21 protein-coding genes and 1 tRNA gene are annotated in these 24,890 nt (G+C 57.1%); 12 read left to right on the forward strand and 10 right to left on the reverse strand.

What is annotated here, in order from left to right:
• The first annotated feature begins 101 nt into the window (after window positions 1–101).
• Complete coding sequence (locus ACR0DY_RS01115) at window positions 102–1,529, forward strand: divergent polysaccharide deacetylase family protein (RefSeq protein ID WP_480485525.1); 1,428 nt, start codon at window positions 102–104, stop codon at window positions 1,527–1,529.
• Between the two features lie 47 nt (window positions 1,530–1,576).
• Here the strand turns inward: ACR0DY_RS01115 and trpE are convergent, their stop codons facing one another.
• The 5 genes from trpE to fabI all read right to left on the reverse strand — a co-directional run bounded on the left by trpE (window position 1,577) and on the right by fabI (window position 7,539).
• Complete coding sequence (gene trpE / locus ACR0DY_RS01120) at window positions 1,577–3,088, reverse strand: anthranilate synthase component I (protein ID WP_480545547.1); 1,512 nt, start codon at window positions 3,086–3,088, stop codon at window positions 1,577–1,579.
• Window positions 3,089–3,099: 11 nt separating this feature from the next.
• Complete coding sequence (locus ACR0DY_RS01125; protein WP_480545548.1) at window positions 3,100–4,941, reverse strand: peptidyl-prolyl cis-trans isomerase; 1,842 nt, start codon at window positions 4,939–4,941, stop codon at window positions 3,100–3,102.
• A gap of 80 nt (window positions 4,942–5,021) precedes the next feature.
• On the reverse strand, window positions 5,022–6,197 hold the full coding sequence (locus ACR0DY_RS01130; protein WP_480485529.1) for an aminotransferase: 1,176 nt from the start codon (window positions 6,195–6,197) through the stop codon (window positions 5,022–5,024).
• 21 nt (window positions 6,198–6,218) lie between these two features.
• Window positions 6,219–6,728 carry a xanthine phosphoribosyltransferase gene (gene gpt / locus ACR0DY_RS01135; protein ID WP_267365342.1) on the reverse strand — a complete coding sequence of 170 codons (510 nt, stop codon included), beginning with the start codon at window positions 6,726–6,728 and terminating at the stop codon, window positions 6,219–6,221.
• A 4-nt stretch (window positions 6,729–6,732) separates the two neighbouring features.
• Window positions 6,733–7,539, reverse strand: coding sequence for an enoyl-ACP reductase FabI (gene fabI / locus ACR0DY_RS01140; protein ID WP_267365343.1), 807 nt, complete (start codon window positions 7,537–7,539; stop codon window positions 6,733–6,735).
• A 135-nt stretch (window positions 7,540–7,674) separates the two neighbouring features.
• Between fabI and pdxH the strand changes: the two genes are divergently transcribed.
• The 4 genes from pdxH (at window position 7,675) to ACR0DY_RS01160 (ending at window position 9,524) form a co-directional block, all read left to right on the forward strand.
• Entirely contained in the window at window positions 7,675–8,280 is a 606-nt protein-coding gene (gene pdxH, locus ACR0DY_RS01145) for a pyridoxamine 5'-phosphate oxidase (RefSeq protein ID WP_480480787.1), read from the forward strand.
• 142 nt (window positions 8,281–8,422) lie between these two features.
• The gene (locus ACR0DY_RS01150; protein WP_245220458.1) at window positions 8,423–8,929 is read left to right on the forward strand and encodes a cold-shock protein; all 507 of its coding nucleotides are present in this window, start codon (window positions 8,423–8,425) and stop codon (window positions 8,927–8,929) included.
• 7 nt (window positions 8,930–8,936) lie between these two features.
• Entirely contained in the window at window positions 8,937–9,404 is a 468-nt protein-coding gene (locus tag ACR0DY_RS01155; protein ID WP_480545549.1) for a DUF192 domain-containing protein, read from the forward strand.
• Between the two features lie 43 nt (window positions 9,405–9,447).
• Window positions 9,448–9,524 (forward strand) — tRNA-Pro (locus ACR0DY_RS01160).
• Window positions 9,525–9,538: 14 nt separating this feature from the next.
• Here ACR0DY_RS01160 and ACR0DY_RS01165 read toward each other — a convergent pair.
• Window positions 9,539–9,973, reverse strand: coding sequence for a hypothetical protein (locus ACR0DY_RS01165; RefSeq protein ID WP_480545550.1), 435 nt, complete (start codon window positions 9,971–9,973; stop codon window positions 9,539–9,541).
• Between the two features lie 541 nt (window positions 9,974–10,514).
• On the opposite strand from ACR0DY_RS01165, the gene ACR0DY_RS01170 reads away from it, so the two are divergent.
• The 3 genes from ACR0DY_RS01170 to ACR0DY_RS01180 all read left to right on the forward strand — a co-directional run bounded on the left by ACR0DY_RS01170 (window position 10,515) and on the right by ACR0DY_RS01180 (window position 15,466).
• Window positions 10,515–14,135, forward strand: coding sequence for a vitamin B12-dependent ribonucleotide reductase (locus tag ACR0DY_RS01170; RefSeq protein ID WP_480897690.1), 3,621 nt, complete (start codon window positions 10,515–10,517; stop codon window positions 14,133–14,135).
• A gap of 19 nt (window positions 14,136–14,154) precedes the next feature.
• Entirely contained in the window at window positions 14,155–14,679 is a 525-nt protein-coding gene (locus tag ACR0DY_RS01175) for an ImmA/IrrE family metallo-endopeptidase (protein WP_267365350.1), read from the forward strand.
• A gap of 541 nt (window positions 14,680–15,220) precedes the next feature.
• Window positions 15,221–15,466, forward strand: a complete 246-nt coding sequence (locus ACR0DY_RS01180; RefSeq protein ID WP_480472945.1) for an EF-hand domain-containing protein — start codon at window positions 15,221–15,223, stop codon at window positions 15,464–15,466.
• A 52-nt stretch (window positions 15,467–15,518) separates the two neighbouring features.
• Here ACR0DY_RS01180 and ACR0DY_RS01185 read toward each other — a convergent pair whose 3' ends face one another.
• Complete coding sequence (locus ACR0DY_RS01185) at window positions 15,519–17,063, reverse strand: trimethylamine methyltransferase family protein (protein WP_480480795.1); 1,545 nt, start codon at window positions 17,061–17,063, stop codon at window positions 15,519–15,521.
• 414 nt (window positions 17,064–17,477) lie between these two features.
• Here ACR0DY_RS01185 and ACR0DY_RS01190 point away from each other — a divergent pair, with 414 nt between their 5' ends.
• On the forward strand, window positions 17,478–17,996 hold the full coding sequence (locus ACR0DY_RS01190) for an outer membrane protein (RefSeq protein WP_480480797.1): 519 nt from the start codon (window positions 17,478–17,480) through the stop codon (window positions 17,994–17,996).
• A 6-nt stretch (window positions 17,997–18,002) separates the two neighbouring features.
• On the opposite strand, the gene ACR0DY_RS01195 is transcribed toward ACR0DY_RS01190, so the two are convergent.
• Both ACR0DY_RS01195 and ACR0DY_RS01200 read right to left on the reverse strand, forming a co-directional pair.
• Complete coding sequence (locus ACR0DY_RS01195) at window positions 18,003–19,187, reverse strand: pyridoxal phosphate-dependent aminotransferase (protein ID WP_480480799.1); 1,185 nt, start codon at window positions 19,185–19,187, stop codon at window positions 18,003–18,005.
• Window positions 19,188–19,243: 56 nt separating this feature from the next.
• A complete protein-coding gene (locus ACR0DY_RS01200; RefSeq protein ID WP_480472937.1) occupies window positions 19,244–19,588 on the reverse strand; it encodes an MmcQ/YjbR family DNA-binding protein in 345 nt (114 codons plus the stop codon).
• A gap of 222 nt (window positions 19,589–19,810) precedes the next feature.
• On the opposite strand from ACR0DY_RS01200, the gene cysS reads away from it, so the two are divergent.
• From cysS to ACR0DY_RS01215, 3 genes are read left to right on the forward strand one after another with little or no spacing between them, the layout of a single operon-like run.
• A complete protein-coding gene (cysS, locus tag ACR0DY_RS01205; protein WP_480480801.1) occupies window positions 19,811–21,208 on the forward strand; it encodes a cysteine--tRNA ligase in 1,398 nt (465 codons plus the stop codon).
• Window positions 21,208–22,842: a citramalate synthase gene (gene cimA / locus ACR0DY_RS01210; protein ID WP_267364474.1), complete on the forward strand. Its 1,635-nt coding sequence runs from the start codon at window positions 21,208–21,210 to the stop codon at window positions 22,840–22,842. The genes cysS and cimA overlap by 1 nt, the downstream gene beginning before the upstream one ends.
• A gap of 2 nt (window positions 22,843–22,844) precedes the next feature.
• Window positions 22,845–23,621, forward strand: coding sequence for a squalene/phytoene synthase family protein (locus ACR0DY_RS01215; protein WP_480481667.1), 777 nt, complete (start codon window positions 22,845–22,847; stop codon window positions 23,619–23,621).
• On the opposite strand, the gene ACR0DY_RS01220 is transcribed toward ACR0DY_RS01215, so the two are convergent.
• On the reverse strand, window positions 23,622–24,848 hold the full coding sequence (locus ACR0DY_RS01220; protein WP_480480803.1) for an MFS transporter: 1,227 nt from the start codon (window positions 24,846–24,848) through the stop codon (window positions 23,622–23,624). It lies immediately after the preceding gene.
• Window positions 24,849–24,890: the final 42 nt, after the last annotated feature.

Raw genomic sequence — 24,890 nt, forward strand, 5'->3', positions numbered from 1 at the left:
TCAAGAGGACATACGGTTTCTGACGCCTCCAATTGACCGAGCGCCACACCAGATGGCGCAGAGCAGGGCGAGGCAGGGAAAAGAGGCGAAAGGCAGGAAATATGGGCGGATTTTTCGGAGGAATGGTCGCAGGGGCGATCGTTGTTTTGATCTTGGGTGCGGTCGTGTCGCTCAACACGCCGATGGTCAATACGCCGGTTGTTGCGACCGAAGCACCAGCGCCGACGATTTCAGAAACACCAGAGGCGCCTAGTGAACTTGCCGAGGACGTTTCTGATGCCGATCTGGTGGAACTGGCCCCGCGTGCGCCAGAAGCCGCCGATAATGCCAGCGAAGATCTGGCCGACCTGTCCGGGCTGGAAGCGTCATCCGAGCCGCAGCCCGAGGTTGGTAAAGCGGCTGAGGCCCCGAACGAGCCCACTGCAACGGTGGCGACCGAAGTGTCTGTCATGACCGAAGCCCCCGCTGCGCCGCCCGAGCCCAGCCAGGTGCCCGCAGTTCAGCAGGAACAGTCGTTGCCGGTTGTAATTGATGAAACCCCCACACCGCCGATCGAGTCCGACACAACCGAGGTCGCAGTTCTTGAGCCCGAACCAAATCCGTTGCCACAGGTCGAGGCTGATCCACAAACAAATGACGCCACGACTGATAATTCATTTGAAAGCAGTCCGATTGCGGTGGAAGGGGATGAAGACACCTTGCCCCGCGAGCTTCCGCGCATTGCTGCGCTGCCTCAGATCGGGGGAGAACAGGAAGAAAGTACCAGTTCGATCGTCGGAAAACGTATCCTGCCGTTGACGGAACGAGATGATGAGCCTGTTGCAGAACAGGCGATTTCCGAACAGCCATCTGCGGAAAAACCGATTGAACGTTTTGCCGCCAAGTTCGAGAACCCGGAAGCTAAGCCGCTGATGTCGATCATTCTGATTGATGACGAAGGCGCATTCGGTGCCGAAGCGTTGCAGGATTTCCCTTACCCGATCAGCTTTGCCGTAAACCCGTCTGATCCGGATGCGGCGGAAAAGATGGCACGGCACCGCGCGGCCGGGTTCGAAGTTCTGGCCCTTGCGGACTTGCCCGAGGCAGCAAGCGCGCAGGATGCCGAAGTTTCCCTGTCCGTATGGCTGGATACATTGCCTGAAACAGTGGGTATTCTGGAAGGCGTGAACAGCGGCATTCAAGGAAATCGCAAGCTGGCCGATCAGGTCGCGGCGATTGCCGCCGGAACCGGACGCGGGTTGATCACACAGGACAATGGGCTGAACACTGTCCAGAAGCTGGCGGTTCGCAATGGCATTCCGTCCAGCGTAGTGTTCCGCGATATCGATGGGGCGCGACAGGATCCCAGAATCATGCGCCGGTTCCTGGATCAGGCCGCGTTCCGGGCGGGTCAGGAAGGAACCGTTGTCATGCTGGGGCGGGTACGGCCCGAGACAATCTCGGCCCTGTTGCTGTGGGGTCTTGAGGATCGCGGCAGCCGGGTAGCGATGGCGCCGATCTCGGCCGTCTTGATGAAACAGGTACAGTGACAGCTTGAAACAGGGCGGTGATCAATTGATCAGCCGCCCTTGTTTTTTTAACTGTTGCCGTTTCCGGTGAACCGAGCGGCATCTTCCGCCGCGCGCCGAATGGCGTTTGACTTATGGACAGTCTCCATAAACTCGGCCTCGGGGTCGCTGTCATAGACAACACCGCCGCCAGCCTGAATATAGAGTTTCTGATCCTTCACGATGGCCGTGCGCAGGGCAATGCACATGTCCATGTCACCGCCTGCGCTGAAATAGCCAACACCACCGCCATAGACGCCGCGTTTTTCCGGCTCAAGCTCGTCAATGATCTCCATCGCCCGCACTTTCGGCGCACCCGAGACGGTGCCCGCAGGCATCCCGGCAAAGAAGGCGTCCAGCGCATCTTTGTCTTCCGCCAGCTCACCCACCACGTTCGACACGATGTGCATCACATGGCTGTAGCGTTCGATGATGAACTCTTCGGTCGGGCGAACTGTGCCGATTTTGGACACGCGGCCGGTATCATTGCGCCCGAGGTCCAGAAGCATGAGATGTTCGGCTAGCTCTTTCTTATCGGCCAGCAGGTCAAGCTCGTTCGCTTTGTCTTCCTCGGGGGTCGCGCCACGGGGACGTGTGCCTGCAATCGGGCGAATGGTGACTTCGCTGCCGAACACCCGCACCAGAATCTCGGGGCTGGCCCCAACGACCTGAAAACCGCCGAAGTTGAAGTAGAACATAAACGGCGAGGGGTTGGTGCGCCGCAGCGAACGATAAAGCGCAAAAGGCGGCAGCGGAAATTCCTGCGTCCAACGCTGCGCTGGAACTACCTGGAAGATATCGCCAGCACGGATGTATTCCTTGGCCTTTTCAACCGCTTCCAAATAGCCGGATTTGGTGAAGTTCGACACCGGCGCCGCAATTTCGCGCGCGTCGCCCAGATCACGGGTTTCGGCGGGCATCGCACGTTCCAGATCGCGGACCGCATCCATCACACGCTCGGCCGCCTGCGCATAGGCAGATTTGGCAGATTGACCGTCGCTGGCCCAGGCGGGTGAAACCACCGTCACCTCGCCTTTGACGCCATCCAATACTGCGACAACAGACGGGCGCAACATGATCGCATCTGGCAGTCCCAGCGGATCGGGGTTCACGTTCGGCAGGTATTCGACCAGCCGGACCATGTCATAGCCCAGATATCCAAACAATCCGGCGGCAGCCTGAGGCAGGTCGTCTGGCAGTTCAATACGGCTTTCGGCCAGCAAGGCGCGCAGATTGTCCATCGGATTGCCGTCCTGCGCAGCAAAGGCGTCGGCGTCGAACCGCGCCGAGCGGTTCAACTCGCACGTTTCACCGTGACAGCGCCAGATCAGGTCCGGTTTCATGCCGATGATCGAATAGCGGCCACGCACCTCACCGCCCGTAACCGACTCCAGCATGAACGCATCTTTCTGCGCTCCCGTCAGTTTGAGCATCAACGATACGGGTGTGTCCAGATCGGCGGCGAGACGTGTGTAAACCACCTGGTTTTCGCCCGCTTCATAGGCGCGTGCGAAGGTATCGAAATCGGGTGTCAGGGCCATCTTGGTCTCGCTTAAAAGCTCGCCTGCACGGCGTTTAGCGCCTGCTGATCCACGACCGGGCGGGCGCGGGTCTGAGCGTCCCGTACGTATGCGTCAAAAATATTCTGCGACAGCGCCTGATCCATCTGCGTTGCCAGTGCGTCGCGCAACCGGCGCAGCTCGTCGGAATCCTCGGGGGGCAGAACCTCGTCCAGACGCACCAGCAAGGCTGCACCATTTCCACCAATGACGCGCAACTCACCGAGTTCCATCTGAAACACTTCATTCATGAAACTGGCGGGGACGTCATCAAGAAACGCGGTACGCGTCAGTGCGTTTTCAACGCGGAAGGGCAGGCCAGTCGCAGCGAAGTCACCATCAGTGGCCAGTTGGCTCAGTGCGGCGTTTGCTTTGTCCAGCAAGGCTTTGTTGGTCTCTGCCTGTACCCAGGCAGCGGCGACACGGTCGCGTGCGCTTTCCAGCGGTTCAGGGCGACGCGGCAGAACGTCGTTCAGGCGCAAGGCAAAGATCGATCCATCTTCGAGAAATGCGATTTCAGGGAAATCTCCTTCTTGCACGGCTTCGGCGGCCGCGCGGAACCCGTCATAGGCCGCTATGTCCTCGGCGCTGTCTCGGGTCCAGTCGATCTGACCCAGTTCCATTTCGGTTTCACTTGCCAGTTCTTCCAGGGTCGCACCGCCAGCCAGCATGTCGTTTATGTCTTCGGACTGAGACTCGATCAGGCGGCGGGCGCGTTCTGTCGCCAGTTCTTCGCGCAGGGCCGGTTCGGCCTCCTCAAAGGGAACGCTGTTTGCAGCCAGGGATCCGTTGACACGGAACAGGGCTGGGCCAAATACCGAAGGCAGAGGGCCAACAACGGCGTCAAGCTCTGCCGCGAACACGGCGTCGGCGGCCTCGCCCAGATCCTCACGTGTCAGGTCGCCTAGATCGATATCGGAAAGTTCCAGATCACGATCGCGAACCAGTTGTTCAAAGGTCGTTCCGCCGACCTCAAGTTGCGCCTTGGCGTCGTTGGCTGCTTGTTCATCCGGGAAATTCAGGCGCTCGACCAGACGGCGTTCCGGTTGATTATATTCGTCCGACCGCTCTTCAAAAAGCTTGCGAAGGGATTCTTCGTCAACCTCAACCGTGTCCACCAACATGGCCGGAGACAGAATCGCATAAGTCAGCTGTTTGGTACGGGGCAGGGTGAACTGTTCAGCGTTTTCGTCATAGAAGGTCTGAATCTGCGCGTCAGTCGGTTCGGCCATGGGGGTTTCCAATGCCTCGGCCCCTGCCGTCGCAACGGTAAAGCTGCGACGGGCGCCGATATAGTTGGCCATTGTGTCTGTCACGGTTGAGGGCATTTCCACACCCCCCATGATCGCACCTTGAACGATCGTACGGGCAGATTCTTTGCGCAGGTCCGACTCGAACTCGGAATCCGTCATGCCGACCTGTTCAAGCTGAAAGCGGTATGCCTCGCGGTCGAAATTGCCGTCTACGCCCTGAAAGGCCGGGACAGACACGATCTCTTTTTGCAGGTTTTCATCCCCTATGGAAATCCCAAGCTGGCTCACCTCGTTGTCCAGCGACGCCAAGGCCGTCAGGCGGGCAAGCGCGTTTCGGTCCAGCCCCAGATCGCGTGCCTGCGACATTTGCAGGGGCTGACCCGATTGCGTTTCAACCGCTCGGATCTCGCGCTGCAACTCGCGGACAAAATCATCGATCGAGATGCTTTCATCACCAACTTGCGCCACTGTACGGACTGTGCCGCTCAGGTTGACCGCGCCGAACCCCGCAAGCCCCAGCATCAGCATGCCCATCAGAATCCAGACAAAGGTTTTCGAAAGACTTTTAGCGCCTGCGGCCATGGTGCCCTCTTGTTATTACGGCAGCGTTCTGCCCTGTCGGTTGCTGCCTTGAATACGACGCACACCGCCGGGGGGCAAGCTTAGAAGGACAGGCCCTGCAATCGTTTGAACAATTGGCCCAAACCTGTGCGGTCGAGGTTGGCGAAGGCAATGCGCACTTGCCGTTTCCCGTCCGGGTGGTGAGCGGGCATGAACATGGTACCGGGCAATAACAGAACACCGGCTTCACGCACCAAACGCCGGGCAAGCTCGTCAGACGGAATGTCAAACGGATGCTCCAGATAGGCGAAATACGCCCCAAGTCCCAAAAGGCGCCAACCTTCGGATTCCAGCGCGGGCATACCCTCAAGGATGGCAGCACGACGGTCGAGTATTTCGTCGCGTTCCCCTGCCAACCATTGCGACAAGTTTTGCATACCCCACAGCGCGGCGAACTGTCCGATCTGACCAGGGCAAATGGCAACGGTGTCAAGAAACTTTTCGACCTCAGCCAAAAGGGAAGGGCCCGTTGCAATGGCGCCGACCCTGTGACCCGTCAGCCTGTAGGCCTTAGAGAAGGAATAAAGGTGGATCAGCGTCTGATCCCAGTCTGGTTGTTGGAACAGGTCATGTGGCGGCCCGCTGCGGCTGTCGAAGTCACGGTAGGTTTCGTCGACGATTAGGTGAATCCCGGTTTCGCGCGCCAGCTCAAAGAAGGCGCGGACAAGGTCCGCCGGGTATTCAACGCCGCCGGGATTGTTGGGCGTGACCAGAGCGATGGAACGTGTTTTGTCCGTGATCAGCGCGCGTGCGCGCTCAGGGTCGGGCAGTAAGTCGTCGCCGGTCTTCAGGCCAACTGCATGGACACCGGACATATCCAACCACATTTTATGATTGAAATACCATGGGGTTGGAAGAATAACCTCATCCCCTTCGCCGGTGATGGCCGAAATCACTGCTGAAAACGCCTGATTGCAGCCTGAGGTAATTGCAACCTCAGATGCCTCAACACTTGCTGCGTAATGCGCGCTGATCTGCGCAGCCAGTTCTGCGCGAAGATCATTATTTCCCAGCACAGGGCCATAAAGATGCGCATGGTCTTCGCGCACGGTAAATTCGGCCATAGCCTCGCGCAACGCCAGCGGCGGCGGGTCAACCGGTGCCGCCTGGCTGACGTTGATCAGCGGGCGTTCGGGTGGGAACGTAACGCCCTCGAGCCATCGGCGCGCTTCCATCACTGGCGGCGCGAATGTTGCGGCGGTCCGGCTGAGCGTCATGTGCTGCCTACTGATCTGAATTCAATCGGTGCCCCGATAGGGCTCGACATATTGAAGGGCCATATCCCACGGGAAAAAGATCCATGTGTCCTGACTGACTTCGGTGATGAACGTATCCACCATAGGGCGTCCCTTGGGCTTGGCATAAACCGTCGCAAAATGCGCGTTCGGATACATCTCTCGAACCAGTTCCAGGGTTTTCCCGCTGTCCACAAGATCGTCGATGATCAAAATTCCGGTTCCGTCGCCCATTAACTTGGCATCGGGTGCTTTCAGAACTTCCGCCTCACCCTGAGCTTGATGGTGGTAGGATTTGACGCTGACCGTATCGACGGTACGAATATCCAGTTCCCGGCTGACGATCATAGCAGGGGCCATGCCGCCACGGGTGATCGCCACAACAGCACGCCAGCTGCCATCATCGGGGCCTTGCCCGTCCAGACGCCACGCCAATGCGCGCGAGTCGCGGTGGATCTGGTCCCAGCTGATGTGAAATCCTTTTTCGTGCGGCAGGCGGTCCTTAGCGCTCATGTTCTTAACCTTTTTCCACGTCAGGGGCGTCAACGGCCTTCATTCCGACAATATGGTAACCCGAATCCACGTGCAGATTCTCTCCGGTGACGCCGCTGCTGAGGTCCGACAGCAGGTACAGGGCCGACTTGCCGACATCGTCAATGGTCACGTTGCGGCGCAGCGGAGAGTTGTACTCGTTCCATTTCATGATGTAGCGAAAATCGCCAATGCCGCTGGCAGCCAGGGTTTTGATCGGGCCGGCCGAGATCGCGTTCACGCGAATACCGTCCTTGCCCAGGTCCTCGGCCAGGTATTTGACCGACGCTTCCAGAGCGGCCTTGGCAACACCCATCACGTTATAGTGGGGCATCACCTGCTCGGCTCCGTAATAGGTCAGTGTTATGGCACTGCCGCCTTCGGACATCATCTTTTCCGCGCGCTGCATAACCGCGGTGAACGAATAGACGGAGACATCCATCGTCAGCGTGAAATTGGCCCGGCTGGTATCCACATAACGTCCACGCAATTCGTTCTTGTCAGAAAAACCGATGGCGTGAACGATAAAGTCCAGCTTGCCCCATTTCTCTTCCAGCGCCGAGAAAAGCCCATCAATTGAAGCCTCATCGCTCACGTCGCAGGGCAGAACGATTTCGCTGCCCAATTGCGCAGCCAGCGGGTCCACACGTTTTTTTAAAGCGTCACCCTGATAAGAAAAGGCAAGTTCAGCTCCGGCTTCGGACAAGGCGCGGGCGATTCCCCATGCGATTGATTTGTCATTGGCCAGTCCCATGATGAGGCCACGTTTGCCGGCCATCAACTGATTTGACATGTTTGGTTCTCCGCCTGTCTTCGCGTTAGATTGGCATGGTTTATGCCATTGGTAGCGCTGCATCAAGGCCGTGCGCTCTTGCTCGCAGCGGGTTCTCGCCTTAGGCTCGTCATTAATACTTTCCAGGGGATGGAAATGACCGAGCGTGATGGCATCTTTGCTGGCTCCGATCCGTTTAAAATTGCGGCCCGGTGGTTAGCTGAGGCTGAAGAAACTGAATTGAATGATCCGAATGCGATTGCGCTTGCAACCGTTGACCCGGATGGTTTGCCAAATGCACGCATGGTTTTGCTGAAAGAAATCGAAGCGGATTCATTTGTATTCTATACAAACTACGAAAGCGTCAAAGCGAATGAGCTGGATACGTCGGAAAAAGCTGCATTTGTAATGCATTGGAAATCTTTGCGGCGTCAACTTCGTGTTCGTGGTACAGTATGTCGTGAAAACGGGCCCCAGGCTGATGCGTATTATGCATCAAGGTCATTGAAAAGCCGGTTGGGTGCCTGGGCTTCAAAGCAGTCACAACCGCTTTCAAGTCGGACAGCTTTGATGGCAGAGGTCGCGAAAGTGACCGCTAAACTTGGGCCGAATCCACCTCGTCCTCCATTCTGGGGCGGGTACCGATTAACGCCGACAGAGATTGAGTTCTGGGCTGATGGAGCATTTCGCTTGCATGACCGGTTCAGATGGAAACGAATTGAGCCGGGATCGGCATGGCATGTTGAAAGGTTGAATCCATGACGTTCACGTGTCGTGAAATGCAACAGGCAGAAAGTAAACGATTTTTTCAGCTTGAATTTGCCCGCCAATCCCATAAACAACAGACCCTTAACGAACTGCTAAAATTCGCGATGGGAAAACCGTGCCAGAAGACCTGAACAACATGTATCGCGTCCGTGGACACGTGAAATGGTTCGATCCCGCCAAGGGATACGGCTTTGTTGTGTCTGACGAAGGCGGCCCGGATATTCTGTTGCATGTGAACGTATTGCGCAATTTCGGCCAAAGTTCCGTCGCGGACGGAGCGGGTATCGAGATCATGACACACCGCACGGACAGAGGTGTTCAGGCGGTTGAGGTTGTTGCAATTGACCCGCCAGCGCGCGCCGAGTCGATGATGTTGGCCGATTTCGCCGAGTTGGATCCGGACGCTATTGCAGAAGCCCCTCTGGAGGCCGCGCGGGTGAAGTGGTTCGACAAAGGCAAGGGCTTCGGGTTCGCAAATGTTTTTGGGCGCGGTGAAGACGTGTTCTTGCATATCGAAGTGTTGCGGCGCTCGGGGCTTGCTGACCTCCAGCCCGGAGAGGCGCTTGCGATGCGCGTAATTGATGGCAAGCGCGGCCGAATGGCGGCGCAGGTTCTCGCCTGGGAAGCCGCGCTGGACGGCTGACACTTCGATGACTCGTTTTCTGGTATTCTGGACACTTCTGATCACACTGTGGACAGGGGGGGCGTTTGCTGCGTGCAGCGTTGATCATATCACTCTCCGAAACGACAGCGCGACAATCCGATTTGACGTGGAAATTGCGGTTACGCCTCAGGAACGGTCAAAGGGGTTGATGTTTCGCGAGTCGTTGCCGAATCGATCCGGTATGCTGTTCGTGTTCGATCCACCGCAACCTGTCGCGTTCTGGATGAAGAACACACTGATTCCGCTCGACATGATATTTTTGGACCGTACGGGCACAGTGTCACACGTGCATGAGCGTGCGATTCCCGGCGATCTGACACCGATTGAAGGTGGGGATGCCGTTTTTGCGGTGCTGGAAATCAATGCCGGATTGTCCGCGCGCTACTCTATCGGCGTCGGCACTCAGATGCAGCACGAAATTTTTTCGCAAGGTCCTGCGATTTGGCCCTGTTAGGGCTTTTCAAATCAGATTGTCATCGTTAGGAAGGCGCACGGTCCGGGGCGTGGCGCAGTCTGGTAGCGCACCTGTTTTGGGTACAGGGGGTCGTAGGTTCGAATCCTGCCGCCCCGACCACTTCCTTCACATTCTCATGTGGGCGTTCCGCCCATCGCCAGATACAACGAGCTGATCGCCTGATCCAGCGCGTCACTTTCCAGTGGAACCTCAACGATTGCTCCGGTTTTCTGCGGCACTTTATAGTACGATCGTGCGTCGACGCGATAGCCGGAACCTGTTTTTGACGATGTCAGGCGCATGACACTTTGGGGCAGGTCCTGCGGAAACCCGTCATAGTTCAGAATCAAATAGGCTGCCGCTTTTGGGGGCAGGTATTCGCTGCACTCAAAAGCCTGTTTGCCGATTTTCTCAAATACCTTGCCGGGTCCAGAACAACTGGATTCAAATGCCTCAAACAACCTTTGAGGCTGCGTTTCGAACAGCGCGCTACGTGACGGGGTGGGCGTTTCTTGTGGCGTGCAGGCCACGATACAGGCCAACGCGGGGATAAAGCGAAGCAACTTCATTCATTTGGCCTTTCTCATTCCGAAGTGAACCTTTGGTCGTTCAGCGTGGGTTCGACAGACCCGGCGAAGATGATTCCTTTACAGCCTAACCAGCGCGGCGTTGGTTGATCAAATACAGATAACTATGCTGGTAAAAACGGTAATTCGATTTGAGACTTCGAGTTGTGACCGAAAATTTACCGAAGGCGAGCCTGTGGAGGAATCGGACCTTGAGTTTCACACTCCTCGTGTCTGGGTCTGGTCAACAAAAAAGATTTCAAATTTGGCTGAAAAAGGGCGTTGACCTTCTATGGCAATATACGTCAAATTGTATGAGCCGAAGAGATTGCCACAATATCTGGTGTTCAAGCCGGGACGGCAACAGGCGAGGGTCGGATAAGCACAGTCTATTAACGTGCAGCCGTTGTAACGGCTTTTTCGCTGTCCAAAACAGCGACCAGTACCTTTGTGCGCTTCTGTCGGCGTTGCGGGTGGTGCTCCGCAACTCAAAATGTAGTGCCGTGAACCGAAAATTAAGCGGAATTTAACTAGGGCTGCGGACATGAAGATTGAAAGAAAATTCACCAAACCAGATCAGGATGCCTATTCGGAACTGGATTTTGTGTCTGCGACATCTGAAATCCGAAACCCCGATGGAACCATTGTGTTCCGCCTGGAAGGGATCGAAGTTCCGTCAACCTGGTCGCAGGTGGCAAGCGATGTGATTGCCCAGAAGTACTTTCGCAAGGCTGGTGTCCCGTCCAAACTGACCAAAGTTAAGGAAAAAGACGTTCCTGAATTCCTGTGGCGGTCGGTTCCCGCTGAAGATGCTGAATTCGAAGGCGAAATTTCCTCCAAGCAGGTCTTTGACCGGCTGGCCGGTGCGTGGGCATACTGGGGGTGGAAAGGTGGCTACTTTTCGACCGAAGAGGATGCACGCGCCTATTTCGACGAAATGCGGTACATGCTGGCGACTCAGCGCGCCGCCCCAAACAGCCCGCAATGGTTCAATACTGGCCTGCACTGGGCTTATGGAATCGACGGTCCGGCGCAAGGGCACCACTATGTCGACTACAAGACCGGCAAACTGACCAAATCCAAATCCGCCTACGAACATCCGCAGCCACATGCCTGCTTCATCCAGTCCGTCGATGATGATCTGGTGAACGAAGGCGGCATCATGGATCTGTGGGTGCGCGAAGCACGGTTGTTCAAATACGGCTCGGGCACCGGGACCAACTTCAGCCATCTGCGTGCGGAAGGCGAGGCACTGTCAGGTGGCGGCAAATCCTCGGGCCTGATGGGCTTTCTCAAGATCGGCGACCGCGCCGCCGGCGCGATCAAATCAGGCGGGACAACCCGTCGGGCAGCAAAGATGGTTATTGTCGATGCGGATCACCCCGATATCGAACAATTCATCGAATGGAAGGTAATCGAAGAGCAGAAAGTGGCCTCGATCGTTGCCGGATCGAAGATGCACGAGAAGATGCTGAACGGTATTTTCGAGGCCATTCGCTCTTGGGACGGTGCTGCCGAGGATGCCTATGATCCCAACAAGAACGAAGCGTTGAAAAAGGCGATCCGCGAGGCGAAAAAGGTAGCAATACCAGAGGCTTACGTAAAGCGTGTGCTGGATTATGCCAAGCAGGGTCACGACAGCATCGAATTCCCGACATATGACACGGACTGGGACTCGGAAGCCTATAGCTCGGTTTCGGGCCAGAACTCGAACAACTCCATCCGCGTCACCAATGCGTTTCTGACCGCTGTTGAGAAAGACGCCGATTGGGAGCTGATCAACCGCACCGATGGCAAGGTTGCTAAGACGGTTAAGGCGAGGGACCTGTGGGAGAAAGTCGGCCACGCTGCATGGGCCTGTGCTGATCCGGGTATCCAGTTCCACGACACTGTCAACGAATGGCACACATGCCCCGAAGATGGTGAAATTCGCGGATCGAATCCGTGTTCGGAATACATGTTCCTGGATGACACGGCCTGTAACCTGGCCTCGATGAACCTGCTGACCTTCCTCAAGGATGGTGAGTTCAAGGCAGCCGATTACATGCATGCCTCACGCCTTTGGACCCTGACGCTGGAAATCTCGGTAACCATGGCGCAATTCCCGTCAAAGGAAATCGCGCAGCTGTCGTACGACTTCCGCACTCTGGGCCTGGGTTACGCAAACATTGGCGGCCTGCTGATGAACATGGGCTACAGCTATGACTCGGACGAGGGCCGGGCGATCTGCGGTGCCCTGACCGCGATCATGACCGGTGTGGCATATGCCACTTCAGCTGAAATTGCCGGTGAACTTGGCCCGTTCAAGGGATACAAGCGCAATGCCGACCATATGCTGCGCGTTATCCGCAACCATCGCCGCGCGGCGCAGGGTGTGACCGAGGGGTATGAGAAGCTGGCCGTCAAGCCGGTGCCTCTGGACCATGGTAACTGCCCCGACAAGCGTTTGGTCGATCTGGCCATGTCGGCGTGGGACGAAGCGCTGAGCCTTGGCGAGCAGAACGGTTACCGCAACGCACAGGCTACTGTGATTGCCCCCACCGGCACCATCGGTCTGGTGATGGACTGCGACACCACGGGAATCGAGCCCGATTTTGCGCTGGTGAAGTTCAAGAAGCTGGCAGGCGGCGGTTACTTCAAGATCATCAACCGCTCGGTACCTTCTGCGCTGGAAAAGCTTGGCTATTCCTCGTCGCAGATCGAAGAGATTGTATCCTATGCGGTCGGCCACGGCACCATCGGCAACGCGCCGGGGATCAACCACACCTCACTGACGGGTCATGGCTTTGGCCCGAACGAGTTGGCCAAGGTGGACGCCGCGTTGGAAAGCGCCTTTGACATCCGGTTCGTGTTCAACCAGTGGACCTTGGGTGAAGATTTCTGTACCGGCGTTCTGGGTATTCCGGCGACAAAGCTGAATGACCCGACCTTCGATTTGCTGCGCCATCTGGGGTTCACCCGCGCGGATATCGATGCGGCCAACGACCATGTCTGCGGAACCATGACATTGGAAGGTGCACCGCATCTGAAGGAAGAACACTACGCGATCTTCGACTGCGCCAACCCGTGCGGTAAGAAAGGCAAGCGTTTCCTTGGGGTTGACAGCCACATCACCATGATGGCCGCAGCGCAAAGCTTTATTTCGGGCGCGATCAGCAAAACGATCAACATGCCAAATGACGCGACCATCGAGGATTGCCAGAAAGCCTATGAACTCAGTTGGTCGCTGGGTGTGAAGGCCAATGCGCTGTACCGAGACGGCTCGAAACTGTCTCAGCCCCTTGCGGCTGCGCTGGTTGAGGATGATGACGAGGCGGCCGAGGTGCTGGAAAGCGGCTCAGCACAGGAAAAAGCCGTCGTTCTCGCCGAGAAGGTGATCGAGAAGGTTGTGGTCAAGGAAATCATCCGCAGCCATCGCGAGAAACTGCCGCATCGCCGCAAGGGGTATACTCAGAAGGCAATCGTTGGCGGCCACAAGGTGTACTTGCGCACGGGTGAGTTTGAAGACGGTCAATTGGGCGAGATTTTCATCGACATGCACAAGGAAGGCGCTGGCTTCCGGGCGATGATGAACAACTTTGCCATCGCCGTGTCGGTCGGCCTGCAATATGGCGTGCCGCTGGAAGAGTTTGTCGACGCCTTCACCTTTACCAAGTTCGAACCGGCAGGGATGGTGCAAGGCAACGACTCGATCAAGAACGCAACCTCGATCCTGGATTACATCTTCCGCGAACTGGCCGTGTCTTATCTGGACCGTACCGATCTCGCCCATGTGAAACCCGAGGGTGCTACCTTTGATGATCTTGGCCGCGGAGAAGAGGAAGGCGTTTCCAACGTCTCGGAAATCAGTGAAACTGCGGCGTCCAAGTCATTGGAAGTGTTGAAACAAATCAGCTCGACCGGGTATCTGCGCAAGCGTCTGCCGCAGGATTTGATGATGTTCAACGGCAGTTATGGCGACGTGGCCGGAATGTCGGAAACAGCAACTGTGTTCGAAGCGCCTGCCACCGAAACGGCAGTGGCAACCGGAATGGACGCCCGCACCAAAGCCAAGATGCAGGGCTATGAGGGCGACCCCTGTGGCGAATGCGGAAACTACACGCTGGTGCGTAACGGCACTTGCATGAAGTGCAACACCTGCGGCGCGACAAGCGGGTGCAGCTGAGAAACTGGAGGTAAGGACGATGAAAACTCTACGAGAGCTTTTTAAACGACTGCCTACAAATGGAGCCGTAAGAGACGCGCTTCGAAAATTCAATTTGGCACCCAAGGTGAATGGCAAAGCGAAGTCGGTTAAGGAACTTGCAGAGAGTCTTGGGTTCGCGGTGGAGCGAAGAAGGCTACCTGCTGGAATGGCCGGGCGTTTGGTGCAGGACCCGTTTTCGGACAACGGGTATTGCATTGAAGTAAATGAAGCACATTCCGTTGAAAGCCAGCGTTGGTCGGTGCTCCACGAGATGGGCCACTTTTTCCTTCACGCTACTCATAACGACCCTCTTGCTGATCCATTGTATTTGGATCGTTCCGGATACGCATTTTATGTGGATACGCGCCAAGAAGTAGAAGCTAACGAATTTGCCGCTGTTTTGCTCTTCGGAGATGGAGCGTTGGCGGCAGCAATGGGGTTGTACGGAAATAATCTAAAGAAACTGTCGAAGCATTTTGGCGTTTCCGAAATCACAATTCGAATTGCAATGAAGCAGTTCTAGTAATAACGCCCCGGCACCCCGGGGCGTAGGGGTCGGACGCTGCCCTAAGTAACCGACCCCGACGAATACGGAGAACAGGTCTGAGACTTACCGACTGACCATTCTCCACTCGGCCGACATGCCCGTGTTGGCCGGGAACAGGGTGGGGCGGAATATTTGCTCCTTCCCACTCTTTCACGGGGCGGGTGCGCTCGCCCCATGCGCAGTCCAGGCCGCAGGCAAAAAAACACCGGGCGGTCAACGAAATGAGCCTGGAAGGCGAAACTGACAGGGGGCTTCGGCCCCCTTTCTTTTTACCCGCCGAGTCGTCCCGAATAAGCGCCACATTGCCGGATTGAGGTGGTCCTGTCGGGCAAGAGCCGCCGATACAGGTTTTGCCGCCTTCTTCAGGCGGAGGGCCGCAAACCCGACTCGGGCAAACACGCGAAGATTGGCGTGAAATCACGAAACTCTACCAAAGCGCGTGACGCGCCGGGGTGTCCATGTGCTTCTGGGCGCTGTCCGGACGTAAACACAAACACACCTTTCAGGAGGCACTGAAATGAAATCGCATTATTTGATCGGGCTTTCCGTGGCCGTTCTGGGCTTGCCCGGCGTTGCTTCGGCCCAATCCTCAGCCGATACCAACGGTGATGGTCTTTTGACCATCGAGGAAATTCAGGCAGTCGTACCGGAAATCAACGCTGACACTTTCTCGGCCATGGATGCCAATGGTGACGGAGCGTTGGATGCAGACGAGGTCGCGATCGCGCAGGAGGCAGGATTGCTGCCGCCCAGCGACGGGTAGGCATCGAGTGAACAGGCGGCCCGATCCATTTCGGGCCGCCTTTTCCATCACCTTAGGCGGGAAGATGGATTTTGAATTTTTTCCGAATCTCGGCGTCCAGAACCGGGTCGAACCTTGCAGGGGAAGGGGTGGAAAGGATTTCCTCTTTCCGGGCTACGGCTTTTTCCACCAGATCGGGCTTGCCAAGCTCCACCCACTCTTTCGGCGAGGAGCGATCTCCGAATGTTGGATAGACGTAATCTGACTGCATCCGGCTCAGCGTTGCGTCAGTTCCCAGATAGTGGCCTGGGCCGCCCATGCATACCGCCGCCATTTGATCCAGTGCCAGCGTGTCATCCGTCACCTCGATCCCGCGTACACAGCGTAGCGCCTGTCCGATCAGATCGTCGCTGAGGATCAGGCTTTCCAGGCAGAACCCCAGCAACGAGGCATGCATCCCGGCCGCCTCATATACCATGTTCAGACCGGACAGACCTGCCATGACATTCGAACACATCTGTTCCCAGCCGGCCTGCATATCGGGCAGTTTCGAATCCGATGCGCCAGCCGCAGCACCGCCCGGAAGGTCATAGAACCGGTGCATCTGGGCACATCCGGCAGTCAGAAGGGCCTGTTCCCCTGACCCGATCGACATGGCACCGGTCCGCAGGTCCAGACCAAATGGCCAGGTGCCAAAAATCGCCGGGGCACCGGGACTTACGGCATTAACATAAACCAATCCCGCCAGGCATTCCGCAGTTGCTTGCGTGATCGCACCGGCGATGGTCGACGGCGCTGTGGCACCGGCCATACCGGCAGATAGCAACAAGACAGGCATACCGGCCTTGATGCATGCTTCCATCACTTCGCAGCTTTCGGTTGCGAATTTCATTGGAGGAACAACAAAGCAGTTCGAGTTCGAAATGAAGGGTCGCTCGCGAAATTTGTCTTCACCGCCCGCAATCATATAGATCATCTCCATCGCCGGAGCGACGTGGCTTGGCTCGGTGAAGGATGTCCCGACATGTTTGAAGGACCCCGAACAGCAGGCGTAAATCGTGTTGAGGTCCATTTCGAGGTTGTCGGCGATGTCACGACAGACCATTGGCCGTTGCACAAAGTGAATGTTATCAAGCTGTTGGCAGATACGTGCGGCATCGTGCAGATCTTGCACGGTGGAATGGCGATATTCCCGACCGTGCACGTCAACCATGGACACGGCGGCTCCGGCCGTACCGTAGTGCACTTTGGTGCCGGACAATTCCAGATCGGTGTTTCCATCCCGGCTGTACAAAGTGACCGAGCGGTTCGCCTTTGCAATCGTGTCCTCGACAAGGGCGCGCGGGAAACGGATACGGCCATCGTCGCCCAAGGTGCAGCCCGCACCGACCAGATAGTCAATGCCACTTTGCGGGGCGTCCGCCAGGCCAATGGTTTCAAGCGCGGTCAGTGCTGCTTCGTGGATGCGTTCGATCTGCGCCTGCGTCAGTACATTCAGGACGCCGCCTTCCATTCCGGGGCGGACTGGTCGCAGGTGTTCGGGCAGCGCGGTTGCACGGGCAGCACGGCGCGCGGCGCGGCCGCCACTGCGCGATGAATTGCGGGGTTGGTCGTTCATTTCAAGAATCCGGTCGTTGAGTGATGTCTTAAGGTGTCAGCAAGCACACCTTTACGGCCGTCCTCGTGCGGCACGACCGCGATCTGCCCCAATGGTGCGGCTGATCAGGCTGATTTTCCAGTCGTCGTCTGCCATTTTGCCCCTCAACGTCTTGCGCGACCATTCCAAAACGCGGCGACACAATCTGTTCTATTTGCGACCTTTGATAATTATTCACATGGACAATTCTCACGGCTTTTGGGGTCAGAGAACCAAACGCCGAGATTTTCACACGTTTTGGAAGAAATCTGTTATACTGCATTCACTTACTTCCAAGGTCTGCTGAGCGGAGTTGAATTATGACCAGCAGGTCACAGATTGAATTGAAGTCATGCCTCTGATCGAAACCAGAGCGGTGTTGCATTGAGCCCGACTATGAACCCTTTTTCCGTCCTTGTTGTTGCGATATTGATCGCCGGAGCTAGCCCTGTTGCGGCTGAGGATTGGACTGGCGGGTATGCAGGCTTCAGTTTTGGATTTGCAGATGCCGACGGTCCGGGCGGTGCGAATGGCGATGATACGGCCTTTGGTGCGCATCTGGGCTATGATCAGGACTTTGGGAATTTCGTTCTGGGCGGTGAGTTGGAATATAACCGGCTGTCCCTGAACCTTGGCCAGTCTCAGGGCAGTCTCGACAGCATGACCAGCTTGAAACTGCGTGGCGGATATGAATTCGGTAACGCTCTGGGATACGTGGTCGTAGGCGCGGCGCGGGCTGATACGTCGATCGACAGTGACACGGCAGCGGTTTACGGAATCGGATTGGCCTATCCGATTGGCGAGAATTTCGTTATCAGCGGTGAAGCGCTGCGGCAGAATTTCGACGATGTCACCCGATCCAGCGGCAGTCTGGACACCAATGTTTTCAACCTGCGTACGACATTTCGGTTTTAGATGCGGCTATTCAGCCGCGTGTCGCTTGGCGAGCTGCGCTGAAAACGCGCACAGGGTTCTCAAGGCACTGACAAATTTCTCATCATCCACGGTCATGGCAACCCGAATGTGACCCGCTGCGGCTTTGCCAAAGCTTTCGCCCGGCATGACGGCAATCGCATGAGTGTCCAGCAGGGCGTTCGCAAACCCTTCGCCCGTCAGCCCGGTCGCCCGTATATCCAGCATCAGATACATAGAACCCTGCGCCGGGACGAGCCCCACTGTGTTCTGCGCCGCCAATATGTCGATCGCCAATGAACGGCGGCGACGGAATGGCGCGGCGATCTTGTTTTCAAGTTCGTGTCCTGCGGTCAGTGCAAAGCTGGCCGCGTCCTGAATGAACCCCGGAACGCCATAAGTTGTATGAGTAGCCAGATCTATCAGGTGGCGGATCACGTATTCCGGACCAACGATCCACCCGCATCGGGACCCGGTCATGGCATGTGATTTGGACATTGATCCAACCACTAAGGTACAGTCGGCCATTCCGGGCAGCGCGCGGGCAGACAGGTGCTCGCCCTCCCAGATCTGGGTGTCATAGACTTCGTCTGATATCAGCCACAGGTCACGGCGTTGGCAAACATCGGCAATGGATTCAAGTGACTGACGGGAATACACCACTCCGGTCGGGTTGTTCGGCGTGTTGATCAACAGCGAAACCGCGCCTTCCGCCGCTGCATCAATCAAATCTGCGCGCGGTTGAAATGCATCTTCTGCGGTGGTTCGAACAGCGCGGGCAATGGCCCCGGCACCGCGAATCGTTCCGGGGTAGGTGGCATAATACGGGTCCAGATACAGCCCGGTGTCGCCGGGATCGCACACCGCCATATGCGCGGCGAAAAGGGCGGACTGCCCACCGGGCGTGATCAGTACATTGTTACGCGTCGTTGGGATACCTGTGCGGGACTGAACCCGGGCAGCAACCGTATCGCGCAGCAAATCTGTTCCGGGCACCGTGGCATAACCGGTGTGACCGTTGCGGGCCGACAGGTCCATAGCGTGCCGGATCGACGGGTCGGTACGAACGTCATGCTCGCCGATTGTCAATTCTGTCACGGCATGCCCTTCATTCAGCATCCGTCGGGCCCGATTGAACACCTCCCACCCGTCGCTGCCGCCGGTGATCTGCGTGATGCGCTTGGACAATTCCATGACAAGGGCCCCGGTTACTCTGCGCTGAATGGGGCAGAGCGGCGGACGTTTGTCAATCAGCTTCGCGGCGCTATCGAGGCCTGAAGTTTTTTGGTCAATGATGCGCGGACAAGGTCATAGGACACAGTCAAACGATGGCGCATTTCGTCTGCACCGGTGTCAAACGGAAGACGCACCCAGCTGCGGTGGAAATAGGGGGCTTTTACGCCGATCCCGGTGTCTATCAGCATCTGCGCCGTTTCGATATCGGGCGTTTTTACGGAAACACCGTCATTTGCGATCCCGATACAGGCGAACATTTTGCCACCAATTTTCCAGGCGTCATGGCCACCGCCCCAGGGATCGGACAGTTCAGCGCCGGGCAGCGTTTTGCAGATGGAATTGACGAAATCTCGGTCCATGTTCGGCACTGTGCCGAACGGGGATGGCAAACTCAACACTTGGCTTGGGAATGATCCCATGCTAACCGATGTCCCATGAACCCGGTGACCTGCATCATTATTATCTGCTGCATTACCTGCTGATTTATCAAGCGGGCCGGTTTCTTTCGTTTTCATCCCTGAGACAAGTTGCTAAGCCCGCGCCAACGCGTAAGCCTTTACTGTTTCTTAGGAGCCCGACCGATGACGACGATCAAGCTGCACAACACACGGACGCGGACGAAGGAAGACTTCGTACCGATCGATCCTGAAAACGTGCGGATGTATGTCTGTGGCCCAACGGTCTATGATCGTGCCCATTTGGGTAATGCCCGCCCGGTGGTTGTGTTCGATGTGCTCTACCGCGTGTTGCGCCATGTCTATGGCACAGAGCACGTGACCTATGTGCGCAACTTCACCGACGTGGACGACAAGATCAACGCAACGGCATTGGCGCGCAAACAGGCGGGCGCAGAAGGCACGCTTGAGCAATTGGTGCAGGAGCGGTCGGACGAGACCATCGATTGGTACTTGCACGACATGGGCGCGTTGGGAGCGTTGGAACCCAACCAGATGCCACGCGCGACCCAGTATATCGCCCAGATGATCGCGATGATCGAAGACCTGATTGCCAAGGGTCACGCCTATGCCGCCGAAGGTCATGTTCTGTTCGCGGTCGACAGCTGGAAAGAAAGCTATGGCAAACTGTCTGGCCGGTCGGTCGATGACATGATTGCGGGCGCGCGGGTCGAGGTGGCTCCATACAAGAAAAACCCGATGGATTTCGTGTTGTGGAAGCCTTCGACTGATGATCTGCCGGGCTGGGACAGCCCGTGGGGCCGGGGACGTCCGGGCTGGCACATCGAATGCTCGGCCATGAGCTATGAACTGCTGGGCGAGAGCTTTGATATCCACGGGGGTGGCAATGACCTGATGTTCCCGCATCATGAAAACGAGATCGCCCAGAGCAAATGCGCTCACCCGCATGGGGAGTTTGCGCGGGTCTGGATGCACAACGAGATGTTGCAGGTTGAGGGCAAGAAGATGTCCAAATCGCTGGGCAATTTCTTTACCGTGCATGATCTGTTGGAGCAGGGTGTGCCGGGCGAGGTAATCCGCTTCGTCTTTCTGCAGACGCACTATCGCAAGCCGATGGACTGGACCGAGAAAAAGGCGCGTGAGGCCGAGGCGACGCTGCGCAAGTGGCGGGCGCTGACAGCGGGCATCGAGCCCGCAGCCAGCGCGGCACCTGAAGTCATCGCAGCACTAAGTGACGATCTGAATACGGCAGGTGCCATGAGCGAGCTTTATCGTCTGGCTTCAGACGGTGACGCCGCAGGTCTGCTGGCCAGTGCGCAACTGCTGGGTTTGCTTTTACCTGAGATGAGCGACTGGGCAGATACCGCATCTGTCGATTTGACCTCTCATGCGGACCGTTTAGCGAAGGCACGCGAAATCGCGATGCAAAGCAAGGACTTCTCAGAAGTTGATCGCTTGAAGGCAGCATATATTGCGGCGGGGCTTGAGGTTCGAATGAGCAAGGACAGTGTCGAACTGGTGCCTGGCGCTGGTTTTGATGCTGCCAAGCTGGAGGAGGTCTGATGACTAAGGAACGCCTCTACCTCTACGACACAACCCTGCGCGATGGGCAGCAAACGCAGGGCGTGCAGTTTTCGACCGCAGAAAAAGTGCAGATCGCGCAGGCGCTGGACACTTTGGGCGTGGATTACATCGAAGGCGGTTGGCCCGGCGCCAACCCGACCGATAGCGCGTTTTTCGAGGTGGCCCCAAAGACCGCGGCCCGGTTGACGGCGTTCGGCATGACCAAACGCGCAGGACGATCAGCCGAGAATGACGATGTGCTGGCAGCCGTGATGAATGCGGGAACGCAGGCTGTTTGTCTGGTCGGCAAGTCGCATGATTATCACGTCACCCACGCGCTTGGTATTTCACTGGAAGAGAACACAGAAAACGTGCGCGCCTCGGTCGCGCATATCGTCGCGCAGGGGCGAGAAGCGCTGTTTGATGCGGAACATTTCTTTGACGGCTACAAGGACAATCCGGAATATGCCGTGGATGTTTGTCGCGCAGCGCTTGAGGCTGGCGCGCGGTGGGTTGTCCTGTGCGACACAAATGGTGGCGCTTTGCCGTCCGAGGTCGGGCGGATTGTATCCGAGGTGATCGCAGCCGGGCTGCCCGGTGATCGGCTGGGCATTCACACCCATAACGATACCGAAAATGCCGTTGCCTGTTCTCTGGCTGCTGTTGAGGCCGGTGCACGGCAAATTCAGGGTACATTGAATGGTTTGGGCGAACGTTGCGGCAATGCGAACCTGACCGCTTTGATCCCGACGCTGTTGTTGAAGGAACCCTATGCGTCGCAGTTTGATATTGGTGTCAGCCGTGAGGCTTTGGCTGGTTTGACCCGGATCAGCCGGATGCTGGATGATGTCCTGAATCGGGTGCCCAGCAAGCAGGCGGCTTATGTCGGGGCGTCGGCTTTTGCACATAAGGCCGGACTGCACGCCAGCGCGATCCTCAAGGACCCATCGACATATGAGCATGTGGACCCCGCAAGCGTCGGGAACGCCCGCATCATTCCGATGTCGAACCAAGCTGGTCAGTCAAACCTGCGCAAGCGTTTGACCGAGGCTGGTTTGCGTGTTGAGGCAGGTGACCCCGCACTTGGCCGCATCCTTGACCAGATAAAGGCCCGCGAGGCGGATGGATATTCCTATGACACCGCTCAGGCCAGTTTTGAACTGCTGGCGCGGGAAGAGCTGGGTCAATTGCCTGAGTTCTTCGAGGTCAAGCGTTACAAAGTCACCGTTGAACGGCGTAAGAACAAATACAACAAGATGGTCAGCCTGTCCGAGGCCGTTGTTGTAGTAAGAGTGGATGGTGAAAAGAAGCTGTCTGTCAGCGAATCCATGGACGAGTCAGGCAGCGACAGGGGGCCGGTGAACGCCTTAGCCAAAGCCTTGGCCAAGGATCTGGGCCAGTATTCACAGGTGTTGTCAGATATGCGTCTGGTCGACTTCAAGGTGCGGATTACGCAAGGCGGCACCGAAGCGGTCACGCGTGTCATCATCGACAGCGAAGACGGGCAGGGGCGGCGCTGGTCCACCGTGGGCGTCAGCGCGAATATAGTCGATGCGTCTTTCGAGGCGCTTCTGGATGCGATTCAATGGAAACTGGTGCGCGATTGTGATCCGAAAAAGGCAGCAGCCGAGTGAGCGTGGTCTTTGACCAAGACGTCAAGGCCTGCGCGGAACTTGTGCAACGGGCTGATCCAGATCGTTTCCGCGCTGCGATGGCTGCACCGGTGGCAGACCGTGCAGTCCTATTCCCGATTTACGCGTTAAACGTCGAAGTTGCCCGCGCGCCCTGGGTGACGCAAGAGCCGATGATCGCCGAGATGCGGCTGCAATGGTGGCGTGACGCGCTACAGGAAATTGCTGAAGGGGCAACCGTACGGCGGCACGAGGTAGTAACACCCTTGTCACAGGTTCTTTCGCCCCATCTGGCTGGTGTTTTGGATGAATATGTGGCCGTAAGGCGTTGGGATATATATCGTGATCCGTTCGAGGATCAGGAGCACTTTGACGCCTACATCGATCACAGCACGGGCTCATTGGTTGTTGCATCAGCCCAGGCGCTGGGGGTGGCCGATGAAACTGTGTTGCGTGACTTTGGATATGCGGTTGGGGTGGCGAACTGGCTCAGGGCTATTCCTGAACTGGAACAACGCGGGCGGATACCGCTTTTGGACGGTACCCCTGAAGGGGTGCGTGCCTTGGCCGGAACCGCATTAAATCGCCTGCAAAAAGCCAGATCGCATCGGGCTGAGATTTCGGCCGAGGCACGGCCAGCATTATTTTCCGGGTGGTTGGCCGAACGGATTTTGAAGCAAGCAATAGCTAGCCCAGAACGTGTTGCCTCCGGTGATCTTGTTCCGGGAGAAATACAGCAACGGCTGTCCTTGATGTGGACTGCGGGCAGCGGGCGCTGGTGATCAGGCCCGTTCCGGGTCGGCCGGTCGCAGAACCAGCCACAACAGGGCGCCGCCTGCCAGTGTCAGCAATGGGATCATAGCAAGATTGACTGCTGTCCACCCTTCGACCGGGGAACCGCCCGAGCAGTTCATCAATCCACCCGAAGCCAGCGAGGCCATAGTCACTCCGCCAAACACCAGCAGGTCGTTGAGGCCCTGCATCCGGCCGCGCTCCTGCGGCTCATGCGATGCGGCCAGCATCGTGGTCGCGCCGATAAAGCCAAAGTTCCACCCAACACCAAGAAGAATGAGAGCGACGAAAAAGTTCCCTAAATCAACGCCCTGCAAGGCGACCAGTCCAGCGGCTGCAAGAATTGCCAGACCCAGCGCCACAATCCTTTCGATGCCAAACCGGGCGATCAGGTGACCCGTAAAGAAACTGGGCACATACATAGCCAGCACGTGGCTGGTGACGATGTCAGCCGCGTCATTGGCCGAGTAACCACAACCTACCACGGCCAACGGCGTCGAAGTCATCACAAGATTCATCAGCGCGTAAGATACCATGGCACATATGATGGCCACGGCGATGCGGGGTGTTTTCAGCAATTCCAGTCGCGACCGCCCCTTGGGCTCGGTGCCGGTGGGTTTTGCAGGTGTTGGGATATCAAGGAAGAAGAACAGGGCGGACCCCAGAACATTGATCCCAATAACAGCCAGATAGGTGCCCAGAAACGGGATGACGTAGGCTTCGGACGTGAGCTTTACGATCTGCGGGCCAATGATGGCAGCTGCCAATCCACCAGCCATGACATAGGAAATCGCTTTGGGGCGGAACTCGTCCGATGCGGTGTCCGCTGCGGCGAACCGGTAGAATCCGTGGGCGCTCATGTAGATGCCTGTTAACAGGCTGCCGACAAGGAAGACGGGGAAAGAGCCAAGAAACAGGCCATAGGCTCCGATCAGCCCGCCCAACGCACCGGATGTTGCGCCAACAAGGAACCCGACCCGACGCCCCCATTTTTGCATGATGGCCGAGATCGGCGTGGCTGCCAGCATCGATCCCAGAACAATCAGCGAAATGGGCAATGTTGCCAGGCAGGGATTGGTCGCCAGCGACTGACCCGCCAGCCCTCCGACGATGAACATCATTGGCATCTGTGCGCCCAGAATGGCCTGCGCCGCCACCAAGACGGCAACGTTGCGTTTGGCCTGACGGTCATCGGGAAGGGTCGAGATCATGGTCATGGCGGAATGGTTATCGGCTAAGTGTTTGCGGCACAAGCCGGT

It is taken from the genome of Ruegeria sp. O6 (assembly GCF_056535045.1).

Excerpts from the sequence above, each read along its gene's own strand:
- ACR0DY_RS01115 (WP_480485525.1), top strand. The coding sequence starts at position 102 with ATGGGCGGATTTTTCGGAGGAATGGTCGCAGGGGCGATCGTTGTTTTG.
- trpE (WP_480545547.1), bottom strand. The coding sequence starts at position 3,088 with ATGGCCCTGACACCCGATTTCGATACCTTCGCACGCGCCTATGAAGCG.
- ACR0DY_RS01125 (WP_480545548.1), bottom strand. The coding sequence starts at position 4,941 with ATGGCCGCAGGCGCTAAAAGTCTTTCGAAAACCTTTGTCTGGATTCTG.
- ACR0DY_RS01130 (WP_480485529.1), bottom strand. The coding sequence starts at position 6,197 with ATGACGCTCAGCCGGACCGCCGCAACATTCGCGCCGCCAGTGATGGAA.
- gpt (WP_267365342.1), bottom strand. The coding sequence starts at position 6,728 with ATGAGCGCTAAGGACCGCCTGCCGCACGAAAAAGGATTTCACATCAGC.
- fabI (WP_267365343.1), bottom strand. The coding sequence starts at position 7,539 with ATGTCAAATCAGTTGATGGCCGGCAAACGTGGCCTCATCATGGGACTG.
- pdxH (WP_480480787.1), top strand. The coding sequence starts at position 7,675 with ATGACCGAGCGTGATGGCATCTTTGCTGGCTCCGATCCGTTTAAAATT.
- ACR0DY_RS01150 (WP_245220458.1), top strand. The coding sequence starts at position 8,423 with ATGTATCGCGTCCGTGGACACGTGAAATGGTTCGATCCCGCCAAGGGA.
- ACR0DY_RS01155 (WP_480545549.1), top strand. The coding sequence starts at position 8,937 with ATGACTCGTTTTCTGGTATTCTGGACACTTCTGATCACACTGTGGACA.
- ACR0DY_RS01165 (WP_480545550.1), bottom strand. The coding sequence starts at position 9,973 with ATGAAGTTGCTTCGCTTTATCCCCGCGTTGGCCTGTATCGTGGCCTGC.
- ACR0DY_RS01170 (WP_480897690.1), top strand. The coding sequence starts at position 10,515 with ATGAAGATTGAAAGAAAATTCACCAAACCAGATCAGGATGCCTATTCG.
- ACR0DY_RS01175 (WP_267365350.1), top strand. The coding sequence starts at position 14,155 with ATGAAAACTCTACGAGAGCTTTTTAAACGACTGCCTACAAATGGAGCC.
- ACR0DY_RS01180 (WP_480472945.1), top strand. The coding sequence starts at position 15,221 with ATGAAATCGCATTATTTGATCGGGCTTTCCGTGGCCGTTCTGGGCTTG.
- ACR0DY_RS01185 (WP_480480795.1), bottom strand. The coding sequence starts at position 17,063 with ATGAACGACCAACCCCGCAATTCATCGCGCAGTGGCGGCCGCGCCGCG.
- ACR0DY_RS01190 (WP_480480797.1), top strand. The coding sequence starts at position 17,478 with ATGAACCCTTTTTCCGTCCTTGTTGTTGCGATATTGATCGCCGGAGCT.
- ACR0DY_RS01195 (WP_480480799.1), bottom strand. The coding sequence starts at position 19,187 with ATGGAATTGTCCAAGCGCATCACGCAGATCACCGGCGGCAGCGACGGG.
- ACR0DY_RS01200 (WP_480472937.1), bottom strand. The coding sequence starts at position 19,588 with ATGGACCGAGATTTCGTCAATTCCATCTGCAAAACGCTGCCCGGCGCT.
- cysS (WP_480480801.1), top strand. The coding sequence starts at position 19,811 with ATGACGACGATCAAGCTGCACAACACACGGACGCGGACGAAGGAAGAC.
- cimA (WP_267364474.1), top strand. The coding sequence starts at position 21,208 with ATGACTAAGGAACGCCTCTACCTCTACGACACAACCCTGCGCGATGGG.
- ACR0DY_RS01220 (WP_480480803.1), bottom strand. The coding sequence starts at position 24,848 with ATGACCATGATCTCGACCCTTCCCGATGACCGTCAGGCCAAACGCAAC.